A 14,814-nucleotide genomic window follows, 5' to 3' on the forward strand; every position below is an offset into this window, starting at 1 on the left:
ATTAGAGGAGCGTAATGAAACGTATGGAAGATATTATTATTATATGTATTATTTTCGGGTCAGGGGCTTTGATTGCATTAACGGCAATTCTGACAGCACATAAACGATCGAGTATGAAACTGCAAATTAGAATGTTGGAGAAAGAGGCCGAACTTGAACAGATTCGTTTGCAGAGCTACAATTCCGAGACGGAAAAGATGAAGCTTGAACTTGAACAATCGAAACAACTTTTGCTGGAAAGACACATTGATTAACGTTTATGGACGAAATCTGTTTCGGGTTCTGAAATTTTCAGCTATAATAGGCATACGTTAGATGAGGGGAAAGATGAATAATGTCAGATTATGTACAATTTATTGATGGCATTAAGCGCAAAACGGGCATTGATTTAGCCCTTTATAAAGAAGCGCAAATGAAACGTCGGTTAACATCATTATATGAAAAAAAGGGATATCGGGACTTTGTTGATTTTTATAATGCATTGATAAAAGACCGTGAACTGATGAATGAATTTTTGGATCGCATGACGATAAACGTTTCTGAATTTTACCGAAACGGAAAACGCTGGGAAGTATTACAAAATAAAATTTTCCCTTTACTGCTTCAATCTAACAAACGCCCGAAAATATGGAGTGCAGCTTGTTCAACTGGAGAAGAACCGTATAGTTTGGCAATGGTGTTGTCCCACCACTTACCGTTGTCCCAAGTGAATATACTGGCAACGGATTTGGATGAAAATGTTATCCAAAAGGCGAAGTTGGGTCTTTACCCGGAACGGTCTCTTGCAGAAGTGCCAAAACCTGTTCAATCAAAGTACTTCGTTCAAGAAGGTCCGTTTTACAAAGTGAAAGATGAGATTAAGCGTACGGTTAATTTTAAGAAACATAATTTACTGAATGATCCTTATGAATCGAATTTTGATTTGATTGTTTGCCGGAACGTGATGATTTATTTCACTGAAGAAGCGAAAGATCAGATCTATGCAAACTTCAGTAAAGCATTGCGTCCAGGCGGCATTTTGTTTGTAGGCTCAACTGAGCAGATATTTAATCCTGCAAAATATGATTTTGAAGTAGAAGATACATTTTTTTACCGTAAAAAATAATAGTACAATATTAGATGCTCTGTAGAACGTAGAAGCTTAAGTTGAGATATACTTTAAAAAGCTATATATGAATGCGCTTTTCGGATAATAGAGCGAAAAGCGTATTTTTGTTTCTTTTTGCTGATAAATGTGTCATTTTCTAGTTGGAACGTTCAGAATATTCTAAAATAGCTTATCAGATGGCGGAAACAGTACTGTTATTTAATTTGAAATATGTTATAGTGAAAAATACATACTTTAGCGAGTTGAAGGGAGAAAGTGTTTAATGCGTTATTTAACAGCAGGTGAGTCACACGGACCACAATTAACAACAATTATCGAGGGGTTGCCTTCTTTACTTCCAGTAACAGCAGAAAAAATAAATTATGATTTAAAACGTCGTCAAGGTGGTCACGGTCGTGGTCGTCGCATGCAGATTGAAACAGATACAGTGGAAATTGTATCAGGAGTTCGTCACGGGAAAACATTAGGCTCACCGGTCGCATTAGTCGTTACAAATGATGACTGGAAGCATTGGACAAAAATTATGGGTGCGGCAGAGTTGCCGGAAGATATCGACCCATCTGAAATTAAACGTCAAATCTCACGTCCACGTCCAGGTCATGCCGATTTAGTCGGAGGGATGAAATACGGTCACCGTGATCTGCGTAACGTACTGGAGCGTTCAAGTGCACGTGAAACGACAGTGCGTGTGGCAGTTGGCTCTGTTGCAAAAGCATTGTTAAACGAGCTTGGAATTTCGATTGTTTCTCATGTTACGGAAATTGTAGGGATTAAAGCAGACAGCAGTTTGTTGGAAGGTAAAACAGCAGATGAAATCCGTGCAATTATTGAAAACGATCCATGTTACTGTATCGATCCTGAAGCATCAGCAAAAATGGTTACAGCCATTGATGAAGCAAAGCAAGCTGGAGACTCAATCGGCGGTGTCGTAGAAGTCATCGTGGAAGGTTTGCCGGCAGGTATCGGATCTTATGTACATTACGACCGCAAACTGGATGCGAAACTGGCATCTGCAATGCTGAGCATCAATGCATTTAAAGGCGTTGAGTTTGGAATCGGTTTTGAAATGGCACGCAAAAAAGGTTCAGAAGTACATGATGAAATTTTATGGGATGAAGAAAAGGGCTATACGCGCGCAACAAATCGTTTAGGCGGTTTGGAAGGCGGTATGACGACAGGAATGCCGATTGTCGTTCGCGGTGTGATGAAGCCAATTCCAACATTATATAAGCCATTGCAAAGTGTTGACATTGAAACAAAGGAGCCGTTTAAAGCAAGCGTGGAGCGTTCTGACAGCTGTGCAGTACCTGCAGCATCAATCGTTGCCGAACATGTTATTGCCTGGGAAATCGCAAACGCAATTGTAGAGCAGTTCCATAGTGATCAATTACCACAATTAAAGGCGCAGTTAGATGAAATGCGTCAGTACACGAAGGAGTATTAATATGGAGATTCCGGTTCGAACTCCTTCACACTCGTACGCTGTAACGATTGGGAAAGGTATATTACGTGATGCTTTGACAGCACAGCATGACTTGCTTACAAAAGCAGATAAAATCATCTTATTGACAGATGAAAATGTTTGGACAGCACAGCAAAGCTATTTTGAAGCGAACTTTCCATATACTTTCGAAGTACATGTTATGCCGGCAGGGGAAAAGTGTAAAAGCTTTGAAAACTATAACGACGTGCAAACATATTTACTTAAGCAAAAGTGTACTAGAAAATCGCTCATTATCGCATTTGGCGGTGGTGCAGTCGGTGATTTGGCCGGTTTTGTTGCAGCCACTTATATGCGGGGCATTCCGTTCATCCAAGTGCCGACAACAATTTTGGCGCATGATTCAGCTGTTGGCGGAAAGACGGCCATCAATCACGAATTAGGAAAAAATATGATCGGTGCTTTTTATCAGCCTGAAGCCGTAATTTTCGATACAGAATTTTTACATAGTCTTTCCGAAAAAGAAGTGCGTTCAGGGATGGCGGAAGTGATTAAGCATGCTTTAATTTCCGATGCACAATGGGTGGAAGAGCTGCTCGAGGGAGATCATGTAACGGAACTTCCGGAAGATCTGTTGGCAAATTATTTGGCGCATGGCATTCAAGTAAAAGCTACGATTGTTGAGCAGGATGAAACAGAACAGTCCGTCAGAAAGTATCTTAACTTAGGCCATACATACGGGCATGCGATTGAAGCTGCTGCAGGCTATGGACGTGTAGCACATGGTGAAGCTGTGATGATTGGCCTTATTTATTCACTTCTATTAAGCGAAAAATACGGTAAAGTCAATCATCAGTTTACAAAGCGCTTTTTACATTTTGCAATGGAAAACGGCTATCCGTTTGAAGCGGTTCATGAATTTACATTCGATCAACTGATTGAATATTTACTTAAAGATAAAAAAGCCGACTACGGACAATTGCAGTTCGTGCTGCTTGAAACGATCGGACAACCATTTGTCCAAAAAGTTGAACTTGAACAATGCAGAGAAATTGATCGTCAACTTAGAGCATTATTAGCGGAGGTGTAGCAATGATTCGTGGAATTCGCGGTGCAATTACGATTGCTGAAGATAAAGCCGAGTACGTATGGGGAGAAACGGCAAGACTAGTGAAAGAAGTTGCGAAACAAAATACTATTGAACCGGAAGATATTGCCTCTGTGACAATTTCTACAACACCGGATATTCATTCCGCCTTTCCTGCAAAGTCGGTACGGTCAATGCCAGGATGGCAGTATGTGCCGATTATGTGCATGCATGAGATGGATGTGCCGGGTGCGCTGCCATTATGTATCCGTGTATTATTACATGTAAATACGGATACACCACAGCATGAAATTCAACATGTATATTTAGAAGATGCTGTAAAATTAAGACCAGATTTAGTGAAATAATTGCGAGTTAGAGGAGACGTTGAGGATGAAGTGGAAACAACAGTTATTTGGAATGAAAGCTTACCAACCGGGAAAACCAATCGAAGAAGTTAAGAAGCTTTTCGGATTAGATGAAGTCGTGAAGCTTGCTTCAAATGAAAATCCCTTTGGCAGCTCACCAAAAGTAAAACAATTTTTACAAAAAGATGAATCCAATCATGCAATATATCCGGACGGTTATGCTCAAAGCTTACGAACATCATTGGCGAATTTCTACGGCGTTGCCGAGAATGAACTCATTTTAGGGAATGGTTCGGATGATTTAATCGCAATCATTACCCGTGCATTATTATATCCAGGTGTGAACACAGTCATGGCAGATTTGTCATTTTCTCAATACTGGCATAATGCCGAGATTGAAGGAGCAGAAGTGCGTAAAGTACCATTGAAAAATGGAGTCCATGATTTAGAAGCAATGCTGGAGGCAATTGATGAAAATACATCGGTTGTTTGGGTATGTAATCCGAACAATCCGACAGGTACAATCGTATCGGATGAAACATTGAGTGCTTTCTTGGCTAAAGTGCCTAAGGATGTTTTCGTTGTATTGGATGAAGCATATGTGGAATACATTAACGATGTCTCTTATAAAGATACATTGCATTATTTCCGTGACTACCCGAACTTAATTTTATTGCGTACATTCTCAAAAGCGTATGGACTGGCTTCTTTCCGTGTCGGCTACGGAATTGCCCAAGCAGACATTATTGCGAAGCTTGATCCGGTGCGTGCACCATTCAATAATACGATTCTAAGCCAACAAATTGCGCAGGTCGCTCTACAGGACCAGGAATACATTGCCAGCTGCCGTGAAGCGAATGAAATCGGCAAAAAGCAGTTTGTTGAATTTTGCGAGCAGTACGGTTTAAATTATTTCCCTTCGCAAACGAACTTTGTCATGTTTGAAGTGAAAGCTCCAAGTAATGTTGTATTTGAAGAAATGATGAAGCGCGGATTTATTATCCGAAGCGGAGCAGCATTAGGATTGGAAGGCTATATTCGCGTGACGATCGGTACAGAAGCTCAAAATACAAGATTTTTACAACTACTGGCAGAAGTCTTAAATGAGCAAGGAGTACTTGCATGACACGAAATGTCTTCGTAATCGGACTAGGGTTAATTGGTGGATCTGTAGCGATGGCTTTGCAGAAGGCACCACATACAAAAGTGTTCGGCTATGATGCTCATGAACAAACACGACAATTAGCGGATACATTACAAGTCGTTCATGAAGTAGTTAAAAATCCTGCTGAGTTTGCAAAAGAGGCGGACGTAATTATTTTTGGTACACCGGTAAATGTCACACACGACTTTATGGAACAGTTGAAGTCGTGGGAATTAAAACGCAATGTCATTATTACAGATACTGGCAGTACAAAAGCAAAAATAATGGAAAAAGCATTAGAGCTGCGGCAACTGGGTATTACCTTTATCGGCGGGCACCCAATGGCGGGTTCCCATAAAAGCGGAATTACAGCAGCAAAGCCATATTTACTGGAAAATGCCTACTATATGCTGACACCCCATGAAGGGGAAGAACTTGAAAAACTTGCTGCACTGGACGATCTGCTGAAATTTACGCTCGGGAAAATGGTCGTTGTCGATGCAAAGGTACATGATCATATGACAGCGGTTGTCAGCCATTTCCCTCATATTATCGCGGCATCTTTAGTACATCAGCTTAATAGTGAAAAACAGACATATCCAATGACCTCTTCGTTAGCTGCTGGCGGTTTCCGTGATATTACACGTATTGCTTCCTCAAACCCTGCTTTATGGCGTGATATTACTATGCAAAACAAGCAGGAATTAGTCGGACAGCTTGATAATTGGCTTACTGAAATGCAGCGTGTCCGTGATCTATTGGCTGAAGGTGATGCGAAGGCAATCGAGAACTATTTCAGTGAAGCGCGTGATGTCCGGGACAGTTTGCCGGTTGCCAACGGTGCCTTGTATATGCCGTATGATCTTTATGTCGATATACCGGATTATCCAGGGGTCATTTCAGAAGTAACAGGCTTATTGGCGGAAAATAATATAAGTATTACAAATATACGTATCGTTGAAACACGTGTTGATGTATTCGGTATTTTGGTCATTAGTTTCCAGACAAACGAAGACCGTGAACGTGCCGCACAATGCATTGCACACAAGGCAAAGTTTGATACTTATATTTCATAAAGACAAATGGGATTTTCTTAAAAGGGGGTTCATATATGAGTACAACATTGCAATACAGTCAACCGTCATTACAAGGAGATATTACGGTACCGGGTGACAAATCGGTATCGCATCGCTCGGTGATGTTCGGCTCCATTGCAAAAGGAAAAACGACTGTCAGAGGCTTCTTATTAGGAGAAGATTGTCTGCGTACAATTGACTGCTTCCAAAAGCTTGGGGTAGATATCGAAGTTGACGGGACAGATGTAACGATTAACAGTCCGGGAATCGACGGTTGGACAGAACCGAAAGAAGTGCTTTACACAGGAAATTCGGGTACAACAACGCGTTTAATGCTAGGCCTGTTATCCGGCACGAAACTACATACAATCATGACAGGTGATGCATCGATTGGTAAGCGTCCAATGCGTCGCGTTGCAGACCCTTTACGTTTAATGGGTGCGCAAATAGCAGGACGTGACAATGGACAATATACGCCACTCGCGATTCAAGGTGGACCGTTAAAAGCGATCGACTACAAAATGCCTGTAGCAAGTGCCCAAGTGAAATCAGCTATTCTACTTGCCGGTATACGTGCGGAAGGTACAACGGTTGTGCGTGAGGAAGAGATTTCACGTGACCATACAGAGCGTATGCTGCGACAGTTCGGGGCAACGGTAACTGTTGAAGATGGTGTCGTGTCATTGCAAGGCGGCCAGACACTGACAGGAACACATGTAAATGTACCAGGTGATATTTCCTCGGCTGCATTTTTCCTTGTTGCTGGTGCCATTGCGAAAAACAGCAAAATTGTTCTGAAAAACGTGGGTGTCAATGAGACGCGTGACGGCATTTTGGAAGTGCTTCAAAAAATGGGTGCTGAAATGTCGGTTGCAATCGATGACGAGAATGCGGCAGAACCAACTGCTACTATTACGATTGAAACGTCCGATCTAAAAGGAACGACAGTGGAGGGCGCTATTATTCCTCGCCTAATCGATGAAATTCCGATTATTGCGCTGCTAGCTACACAGGCAGCTGGTAAAACAGTCATTAAAGATGCGGAAGAACTTAAAGTGAAAGAAACAAACCGTATTGATGCGGTTGTAAATGAGTTAAAGAAGCTAGGCGCAAATATTGAAGCAACAGATGACGGTATGGTTATCGAAGGTCCGACATCTTTACATGGAGGAAGCTTAAAAACATATGGTGATCACCGTATTGGAATGATGGGTGCAATCGCTGCCCTTATAGTGGACGGAGAAGTGGAATTGGATGATGCTGACTGTATCGCTGTTTCCTACCCAACTTTTTTTGATCATATCAATAATATTTTAAAATAATGATTTGCGGAGATGTAAAAAGAACTCACTTTTTACATCTCCTTTTCACTTTGCCAAGAGGAATTTTATAAAACAACCAGATTCTTTTTCTTGTGATGCATTGCTTCGTCATGTAGCATAATATTGAGAACAAAAGAAAAAGGTGAACTACACATGGAACTATTACTACAAGCGATTCAAGAAGGAAATTTAGAGGAGATTAACCGACTTCTTGAATCTTTTTTAATGGATGCTGAACCCGCAGCACAATATGAAGTAGCAGAAGCACTTATGCATTACGGATTTTTAAATGAAGCAGACCGTGTATTTGAACATCTGCAATTTTTATTTCCTGAGGAAGCGCAAATTTCAATCGATCGTGCAAGCGTATTAATTGAGCTAGGTGAAGAGGATAATGCCCTTGATTTATTAATGGGGATCGCCGATGATGCACCAGAATATCCTCAGGCATTGTTAGTATTGGCGGACTATTATCAAATGCAGGGATTATTTGAAGTGGCGGAACAACGAATTAATGATGCGTTGCAAATTTTACCGCATGAGCCATTACTGCAATTTGCCAAAGCAGAATTATTATTTGAAACAGGACGTTTTACAGAGGCTGTTCGAATTTATGAAGAGCTTTATGCAATCGATAAAAAGTTTGCTGGTATAATTTTAGCCCAACGTCTTGCGGAAGTTTATCGTGCAGGTGCAGGCTATGAAACTGCCCTGGATTATTATATGGAAGCACTTGAAGAAGAAGTTACAGCAGACTTGCTGTTTGGCTCGGCCTATGCAGCTTTCCAGACGGAAAAATATGAGCTAGCTATAAAACAGTTGGAAGATTTAAAAGAGTTGGACCCTGATTATTTCTCAGCGTATTTACTGCTGGCTGAAAGTTATGCAATGCTCGAGGATAATGAGCGTGCATTAAAAGTTATTAAAGAAGGTCTTAAACGAGACGAATACGATAAATCCCTCTACTTATTTGCAGGGAAAATGGCGATAAAAAATGGCAAACAACAGGAAGCGATAGAATTTTTAAGTGAGGCCATTGCCTTGGATCCGGAATATATGGAAGCGATTTTAGTATTGATGTCTGTTTACAATACGGAACAACGCTATGAAGAAATTATTTCACTATATGAACAATTGCATCAAAATGAATTCGAATGGGTCGCATTATATCCATTTGTAGCCAATGCTTATAATGAAGAAGAACTGTTCGAAAAAGCATACGAAATTTACAAAGAGGCATATAATGAATTTAACGATGATGTTGAGTTTTTAGAGAAATATTTCCTGTTTTTAGTTGAGGACGGCAAGCGTGATGAAGCAAAACAAATTGCCGAGCGACTTGTCCAATTACAGCCTTCTGAACAGCAATGGACTGATTTATTAGAACGCTTTGAGTAAAGGGAGGATTGCATGTTGACATATTCCGTACCACTGAATGACAAAAAGTTGTTTATCAGGTGGTTTTTAAAAAATTTTCAGTTAAAAAGACGTGAAGGTGTATGGATTTTAAATTACTTATTAAGTAATGACGACTTGTTGCAAAACGTTCATTTCGTTGACGAAGCACATTATTGCCCGCGCTCCATTGTAATGTCGACAATTGAGACAACGAGTATCCCATTCCGATTTTATAAAGAAAATATTATGACATCCGATGCTGAAAAAGCATTTCATGATTTACGAATCAATGCACATGAAGCAATTTACTTTCAGCTGAACTTCCCGAGTGTACCGCCTGATCCTCTGTATTTGGCGGTACTGGAGGAAAACCCGTATGTACCTGCTGATATCTTTATTAGTGAAAAAGACCGTCTAGCAGCAGAGCGTTTACTGGAAAATAGTGTACTAGAATTCCAGGAACAGCAACTGTTAAAAGAAATAGATGAAGCGCTGGACAGTGGAGATAAAGATCGTTTTTTCGAGTTATCTAATTTATTGCAAGCATTAAAGCATACGAAGTAATTTTGAACTTTATTAAAAAAATTACTTCTTTCCTATTTTCAGAAGTTTAAAGGTACTAGGAGGAAAGAATATGAACTTTATTGTAAAAGATGTAGAGCAGTTCCAGGCACAAAAGCAGTTTATAGATACGGCAATTGTCCCGCTCGTGCAATTGGATTTTTCTGATCAAGGAATAAAGCAGAGCAGTTCTGCTTCAGAATATTTAATGACGTTGACCAATTTCATAGAACAGCAGTTTAAAGGTCGTCTTTTATTATTGCCCCCCTTTTCATATACGATGGGAACCAAGTCAGATAATATGCCAGCAACAATGGAAAAAGAATTGAAGGAAGCAGGTTTTAAAGCAGTGGTCTTTATTACCTGTGACCATTCATGGACTGAATTTAAAGAATATTTAAATATTATTTGGCTTCCGGCTATCCCACTTGAGTCCATGGATCAGGGTGTAAAACAGAGAATTTTGGAAGACCAGTTAAAACAAGTCATCCCAACTTTTACGAAAATTTGGGTTTAACGAGCATATATGTGCGACATTTGTTTCATTAAATGTTCACAAACTACACTTTTGGAAATGAATGCTATATTGACCAACTTATTCAGTTGATATATCATAGATATGTCCTAGTTATTTACTATTTTTAAAAGTATATGTCCGTTGGACTGACCTTTTAGTAAGAGGGGGGAAAAGGATGAGTAGGAATCGAGTTACAAGACGTCAATTTTTAACTTATACAATTACTGGTGTAGGTGGATTTATGGCGGCAGGAATGTTAATGCCAATGGTACGTTTTGCTATTGACCCAATTCTTCAGTCAAAAGAAGATGGTGATTTTGTACAAACAAGCAAAAAAATTGCCGAGATTACAGAAGTTCCAGTCAAAGTGGATTTCTCGTATGAACAGACGGATGGTTGGTACAAATCAGAAGTAGCAGATGCTGCTTGGGTTTACAAAGAAGGCGACGAAATCATCGCAATCTCACCTGTATGTAAACATTTAGGGTGTACTGTAAACTGGGAAGGTAATCCAGAACACGCAAATCAATTCTTCTGTGCATGTCATGCGGGACGTTATGAAAAAACAGGCGTAAACGTAAAAGGTACACCGCCTCTTGGACCACTGGATATGTATGAAGTGTCAGAAAATGATGGTTTCTTAATGCTTGGGAAAAAAATCGCTAACACACACAGTAACTAAATAAGTTAGGGGGTACGACACAGTGCTAAATAAAATTTATGATTGGGTCGATGAACGTTTAGATATTACTCCTATTTGGCGTGATATTGCCGACCATGAAGTGCCAGAGCACGTTAACCCTGCCCATCACTTTTCAGCATTCGTTTACTGTTTCGGAGGATTAACATTCTTTATTACAGTAATCCAAATTCTATCAGGTATGTTCTTGACTATGTATTATGTACCAGATGTAGAGAATGCTTGGAAATCAGTTTACTATTTACAAAACGAAGTAGCATTCGGTGAAATCGTTCGTGGTATGCACCATTGGGGGGCATCTTTAGTAATTGTTATGATGTTCTTACATACACTTCGTGTATTCTTCACAGGTTCTTATAAAAAACCGCGTGAATTAAACTGGTTAGTTGGTGTAGGTATCTTTGCCATTATGTTAGGTTTAGGTTTCACAGGTTATTTATTACCATGGGATATGAAAGCGTTATTCGCGACTAAAGTAGGTATCGAAATTGCTGCATCTGTTCCGTTTTTAGGTGAAACGATAAAAATATTATTAGCTGGGGATTCTACGATTATCGGGGCGCAAACTTTAACTCGTTTCTTTGCTATTCATGTATTCTTCTTACCAGCAGCACTATTTGCTCTATTGGCAGTTCACTTTATTATGATCCGCCGCCAAGGTATTTCAGGACCTCTATGATCCGAAACTAATTGTACTATTTTTTAAGGAGGGGACACTATGCAACGCGGAAAAGGTATGAAGTTCGTAGGTGATTCACGTGTAAAAGCGAGTAACCGTATGCCGAACGTGCCAAAAGATTATTCCGAGTATCCAGGGAAAACAGAAGCTTTCTGGCCTGACTTCTTATTAAAAGAATGGATGGTTGGTGCAGTTTTCTTAATCGGTTATTTATTATTAACTGTCGCACATCCTTCACCACTTGAAGGCCCGGCAGATCCAACAAATGCATCGTATATACCGTTACCGGACTGGTACTTCCTATCAATGTACCAACTATTAAAATACTCTTATGCGTCTGGTCCATATAACGTTATTGGCGCAATGGTTATTCCAGGTATTGCATTTGGTTCATTAGCATTGGTACCATTTTTAGATAGAACACCTGAACGTCGACCATTTAAACGACCATTACCTACAGCATTTATGTTGTTGGCAATAGCAGCACTTATTTATACAACATGGGAATCTGTTCAGGCTACTAACTGGGAAGCAGTTCATGCTCAAGGTGAAATTACGGATAAACATTTAGGCTTACTTCCGGATGTTGAAGTAGATGAAACGTCCGAAGGATATGAAATCTATCAAGCTCAAGCTTCATGTATCGGCTGTCATGGTGGAGACTTGGCTGGGGTTTCCGGGCCAATGCTTCTTGGCAATGAGTTATCAGCTGAAGAAGTTCAAGAAGTAATTGTGAATGGACGTGGCGGTATGCCGGCTGGAGCATTTACAGGTACAGAGGAAGAACTTCAAGTTTTAGCTGAATTTATCGCAGGATTAAAAGAAGCTGAATAATTTTTACACTGGAGAGTCAGAATATTGACTCTCTTTTTTATTTTCATTTATTTGTATTTTTTAACGAAAGCTTGCGTAACAAATAAGAACATATATAATTAAAGACGTACAATATTTGGTTTAGTTGCACACACTACATAATAAGGAATAATGAAGAATGAGGAAGAAAAAGGTGAACAAATGAAAGCATATATGATGCAATTGTGGTACGTATTAAACCATCGTGCCTTTTTAACATTACTGCTTATTATTAACTTGCTTGGTACAGTTTACGGCTATTACTGGTATCGAGGGCAGTTGGCAGTAACAGACCCGATTTACTATATATTCGTACCGGATTCGCCCACTGCAAGCTTATTTTTCTGTTTTGCCATTATTGGTTGGCTGATCGGTAAAAACTTCAAATTAATGGAAGTTCTTGCCTTTATCACGTTAATTAAATATGGATTATGGGCAGTTGCGATGAATCTTCTAACATTTGCGGAGAATGGACAGTTGGGAGCAGACGGGTGGATGCTCGTTGCTTCACATTTTTTAATGGCAGTACAGGCTGTTCTGTATTTACCGAATTACCGATTTAAAATGTGGCACGTGATGGTTGCGGCTATTTGGACATTGCATAACGATATAATCGACTATTTATTTGGCCAAATGCCATTTTACAGAGTCATTTACCAGTATCCAAGCGAAATCGGCTACTTCACTTTTTGGCTTTCGATGGCATGTATAGTCTTTGCTTTTCTTGAAAGCCGTAAGCGTGAATATTTGCAACAAGACTAGAAAGCCTTTAAAATTAAAGCATAGAAAGAGATAGAAAGGGAGTTTGATAATAGTGATGTATATTATTTACTTTATCATCATTTTGCTGTTACCGTTGTATGCGCAAATGAAGGTAAAGAGTACTTACAAAAAGTTTGCTAAAGTTCCAGCTGAAAAAGGAATGACAGGTGCTCAAGTAGCACGTTATATTTTAGATCAACATGGTTTAACAGATGTTCGTGTAGTACCGACTCAAGGTTTTTTAGCTGACCACTATAATCCTGCAACTAAAACGGTTGCCTTGTCTGAAGACAACTACTACAATTCTTCAATCGCCGGTACATCTGTAGCAGCGCACGAAGTCGGTCATGCGATACAGCATGCGGAGGCTTATTCATTCTTAACATTGCGTTCGAAATTAGTGCCGGTAGCTAATATTTCATCGAATATGTCTTGGATTTTTGTAATAATCGGTATTTTAGCTTCATCTTCAGGTTTCCTGTTGCTGGGTATAGCTTTATTATTAGCGGGTGTTGTGTTCCAAGTTGTAACATTACCGGTAGAGTTCGATGCATCCAAACGTGCGATGAATGAAGTCGTATCTTTAGGGATTATCAACAATACTGAAGAACGCTCAGCGCGTAAAGTTTTAAATGCAGCGGCAATGACATACGTGGCAGCAGCAGCTGTAGCAATAATGGAACTATTACGTTTAATCCTGATTTATACAGGCATGACTTCGGAAGATTAATTTTTAAACTAATAGAAATTAAAAAAGTCATTTTCTCATTAGGGAAAATGACTTTTTTGTTTGAACATTATTCAAGCATTGAATGTTCTTACTAAGTTGTGTCCGTTAAATGGATACTGTAGGAGAGGGCAAAACGATTAGATAACTTATTTAGCCTAATGAAGAGGCTGTTTTTTATCGTCCAATGTGAAACCTTCTCCAGTTACATCGCGGACATCCATGACGGATACGAATGCATGCGGATCGATGCCGTGGACAATATTTTTTAGACGGACAAGTTCATTTCGTCCGATTACACAGTACAGAACATCCCGGTGTTCTTTTGTAAAATGACCATGACCGTCAAAAACGGTTACGCCACGGTCCATATTATTCGTAATTAGGTTTGCGATCTCATCGGACTTCACCGAAATAATAAATGCACCTTTTGCTGAATAGGCGCCTTCCTGCACTAAATCAATGACACGGCCGCCAACATATACGGCTACTAATGTATACATCATCGAACGGGCATCCAAAAATGTCATCCAGGAAAGGATAATGACAAAGAAATCAAAGCCGAACATCGTTTTACCCATACTCCAACCAAGATATTTATTTGCAAGTCGGGCTAAAATATCGACCCCGCCGGTTGTCCCGCCGAATCGAAACACAATCCCTAAACCGATCCCGACAAATACCCCTGCAAACAACGATACAAGGAATAGATCATCCTGCAAGTTCATATCGACTTCGTATATTTGGAAGATTTTTAAGAATACCGATACGCTAAGTGTACCGATGATCGTATAGATAAATGATTTTTTCCCTAGTAAACGCCATCCTAGAATAAACATTGGAATATTTAATAACAAATTCATTAATGCTGGGTCCCAATTTAGTGTAAAATATAAAATAAGTGTAATACCACTAAATCCACCTTCACCCAGTTGGTTTTGCATATTGAAGTGGACAAAACCGAAACTGAATATTGCGGAACCGATAAGAATTCCGATGATATTCTGTATTTTTATTCCTTGCATAGTAATCCCCCTAAAATCAGTTGAGTAAGAATATATGTGTTGGAGCA

General features: G+C 39.7%; 17 protein-coding genes. 16 read left to right on the top strand and 1 reads right to left on the bottom strand.

The window, feature by feature from the left end; translation table 11 throughout:
• The first annotated feature begins 14 nt into the window (after nt 1-14).
• From AC6CH1_RS04325 to AC6CH1_RS04400, 16 genes are all read left to right on the top strand, one after another.
• Complete coding sequence (locus tag AC6CH1_RS04325; protein WP_251688869.1) at nt 15-254, top strand: hypothetical protein; 240 nt, start codon at nt 15-17, stop codon at nt 252-254.
• A gap of 80 nt (nt 255-334) precedes the next feature.
• On the top strand, nt 335-1,105 hold the full coding sequence (locus AC6CH1_RS04330) for a CheR family methyltransferase (RefSeq protein WP_251688867.1): 771 nt from the start codon (nt 335-337) through the stop codon (nt 1,103-1,105).
• A 265-nt stretch (nt 1,106-1,370) separates the two neighbouring features.
• A complete protein-coding gene (aroC, locus tag AC6CH1_RS04335) occupies nt 1,371-2,552 on the top strand; it encodes a chorismate synthase (protein WP_079525863.1) in 1,182 nt (393 codons plus the stop codon).
• 1 nt (nt 2,553) lies between these two features.
• Nucleotides 2,554-3,639, top strand: a complete 1,086-nt coding sequence (aroB, locus tag AC6CH1_RS04340) for a 3-dehydroquinate synthase (RefSeq protein ID WP_498316418.1) — start codon at nt 2,554-2,556, stop codon at nt 3,637-3,639.
• 2 nt (nt 3,640-3,641) lie between these two features.
• Nucleotides 3,642-4,004: a chorismate mutase gene (gene aroH, locus AC6CH1_RS04345; protein WP_251688863.1), complete on the top strand. Its 363-nt coding sequence runs from the start codon at nt 3,642-3,644 to the stop codon at nt 4,002-4,004.
• A gap of 25 nt (nt 4,005-4,029) precedes the next feature.
• Nucleotides 4,030-5,130 carry a histidinol-phosphate transaminase gene (gene hisC, locus AC6CH1_RS04350; RefSeq protein WP_498316419.1) on the top strand — a complete coding sequence of 367 codons (1,101 nt, stop codon included), beginning with the start codon at nt 4,030-4,032 and terminating at the stop codon, nt 5,128-5,130.
• Entirely contained in the window at nt 5,127-6,224 is a 1,098-nt protein-coding gene (locus tag AC6CH1_RS04355; RefSeq protein ID WP_498316420.1) for a prephenate dehydrogenase, read from the top strand. The genes hisC and AC6CH1_RS04355 overlap by 4 nt, the downstream gene beginning before the upstream one ends.
• Nucleotides 6,225-6,259: 35 nt before the next feature.
• Nucleotides 6,260-7,546, top strand: coding sequence for a 3-phosphoshikimate 1-carboxyvinyltransferase (gene aroA / locus AC6CH1_RS04360; protein WP_498316421.1), 1,287 nt, complete (start codon nt 6,260-6,262; stop codon nt 7,544-7,546).
• 153 nt (nt 7,547-7,699) lie between these two features.
• Nucleotides 7,700-8,944: a tetratricopeptide repeat protein gene (locus AC6CH1_RS04365; protein ID WP_251688856.1), complete on the top strand. Its 1,245-nt coding sequence runs from the start codon at nt 7,700-7,702 to the stop codon at nt 8,942-8,944.
• Nucleotides 8,945-8,959: 15 nt separating this feature from the next.
• Nucleotides 8,960-9,508, top strand: coding sequence for a ReoY family proteolytic degradation factor (locus AC6CH1_RS04370; RefSeq protein ID WP_079528701.1), 549 nt, complete (start codon nt 8,960-8,962; stop codon nt 9,506-9,508).
• A gap of 70 nt (nt 9,509-9,578) precedes the next feature.
• Complete coding sequence (locus AC6CH1_RS04375; protein WP_427710638.1) at nt 9,579-10,022, top strand: YpiF family protein; 444 nt, start codon at nt 9,579-9,581, stop codon at nt 10,020-10,022.
• Nucleotides 10,023-10,197: 175 nt separating this feature from the next.
• Entirely contained in the window at nt 10,198-10,704 is a 507-nt protein-coding gene (locus AC6CH1_RS04380) for a Rieske (2Fe-2S) protein (RefSeq protein WP_251688852.1), read from the top strand.
• 22 nt (nt 10,705-10,726) lie between these two features.
• Nucleotides 10,727-11,401 carry a menaquinol-cytochrome c reductase cytochrome b subunit gene (qcrB, locus tag AC6CH1_RS04385; RefSeq protein WP_008404891.1) on the top strand — a complete coding sequence of 225 codons (675 nt, stop codon included), beginning with the start codon at nt 10,727-10,729 and terminating at the stop codon, nt 11,399-11,401.
• A gap of 39 nt (nt 11,402-11,440) precedes the next feature.
• Nucleotides 11,441-12,235 (top strand): menaquinol-cytochrome c reductase cytochrome b/c subunit, encoded by a 795-nt coding sequence (locus AC6CH1_RS04390; RefSeq protein WP_079525881.1) that lies wholly within the window; start codon nt 11,441-11,443, stop codon nt 12,233-12,235.
• A gap of 180 nt (nt 12,236-12,415) precedes the next feature.
• Nucleotides 12,416-13,015 (top strand): lipoprotein heptaprenylglyceryl N-acetyltransferase LhaT, encoded by a 600-nt coding sequence (gene lhaT / locus AC6CH1_RS04395; RefSeq protein WP_427711639.1) that lies wholly within the window; start codon nt 12,416-12,418, stop codon nt 13,013-13,015.
• A gap of 55 nt (nt 13,016-13,070) precedes the next feature.
• Nucleotides 13,071-13,745, top strand: a complete 675-nt coding sequence (locus tag AC6CH1_RS04400) for a zinc metallopeptidase (RefSeq protein ID WP_251690030.1) — start codon at nt 13,071-13,073, stop codon at nt 13,743-13,745.
• Nucleotides 13,746-13,900: 155 nt separating this feature from the next.
• Here AC6CH1_RS04400 and AC6CH1_RS04405 read toward each other — a convergent pair whose 3' ends face one another.
• Nucleotides 13,901-14,767, bottom strand: a complete 867-nt coding sequence (locus AC6CH1_RS04405; RefSeq protein WP_251688848.1) for a YitT family protein — start codon at nt 14,765-14,767, stop codon at nt 13,901-13,903.
• Between the last annotated feature and the right edge of the window lie 47 nt (nt 14,768-14,814).

The organism is Solibacillus sp. GQ1 (assembly GCF_059758555.1).

What these genes read in the sequence shown, in the direction of transcription:
- AC6CH1_RS04325 (WP_251688869.1), top strand. Translation starts at nt 15, where the DNA reads ATGAAACGTATGGAAGATATTATTATTATATGTATTATTTTCGGGTCA.
- AC6CH1_RS04330 (WP_251688867.1), top strand. Translation starts at nt 335, where the DNA reads ATGTCAGATTATGTACAATTTATTGATGGCATTAAGCGCAAAACGGGC.
- aroC (WP_079525863.1), top strand. Translation starts at nt 1,371, where the DNA reads ATGCGTTATTTAACAGCAGGTGAGTCACACGGACCACAATTAACAACA.
- aroB (WP_498316418.1), top strand. Translation starts at nt 2,554, where the DNA reads ATGGAGATTCCGGTTCGAACTCCTTCACACTCGTACGCTGTAACGATT.
- aroH (WP_251688863.1), top strand. Translation starts at nt 3,642, where the DNA reads ATGATTCGTGGAATTCGCGGTGCAATTACGATTGCTGAAGATAAAGCC.
- hisC (WP_498316419.1), top strand. Translation starts at nt 4,030, where the DNA reads ATGAAGTGGAAACAACAGTTATTTGGAATGAAAGCTTACCAACCGGGA.
- AC6CH1_RS04355 (WP_498316420.1), top strand. Translation starts at nt 5,127, where the DNA reads ATGACACGAAATGTCTTCGTAATCGGACTAGGGTTAATTGGTGGATCT.
- aroA (WP_498316421.1), top strand. Translation starts at nt 6,260, where the DNA reads ATGAGTACAACATTGCAATACAGTCAACCGTCATTACAAGGAGATATT.
- AC6CH1_RS04365 (WP_251688856.1), top strand. Translation starts at nt 7,700, where the DNA reads ATGGAACTATTACTACAAGCGATTCAAGAAGGAAATTTAGAGGAGATT.
- AC6CH1_RS04375 (WP_427710638.1), top strand. Translation starts at nt 9,579, where the DNA reads ATGAACTTTATTGTAAAAGATGTAGAGCAGTTCCAGGCACAAAAGCAG.
- AC6CH1_RS04380 (WP_251688852.1), top strand. Translation starts at nt 10,198, where the DNA reads ATGAGTAGGAATCGAGTTACAAGACGTCAATTTTTAACTTATACAATT.
- AC6CH1_RS04390 (WP_079525881.1), top strand. Translation starts at nt 11,441, where the DNA reads ATGCAACGCGGAAAAGGTATGAAGTTCGTAGGTGATTCACGTGTAAAA.
- lhaT (WP_427711639.1), top strand. Translation starts at nt 12,416, where the DNA reads ATGAAAGCATATATGATGCAATTGTGGTACGTATTAAACCATCGTGCC.
- AC6CH1_RS04400 (WP_251690030.1), top strand. Translation starts at nt 13,071, where the DNA reads ATGTATATTATTTACTTTATCATCATTTTGCTGTTACCGTTGTATGCG.
- AC6CH1_RS04405 (WP_251688848.1), bottom strand. Translation starts at nt 14,767, where the DNA reads ATGCAAGGAATAAAAATACAGAATATCATCGGAATTCTTATCGGTTCC.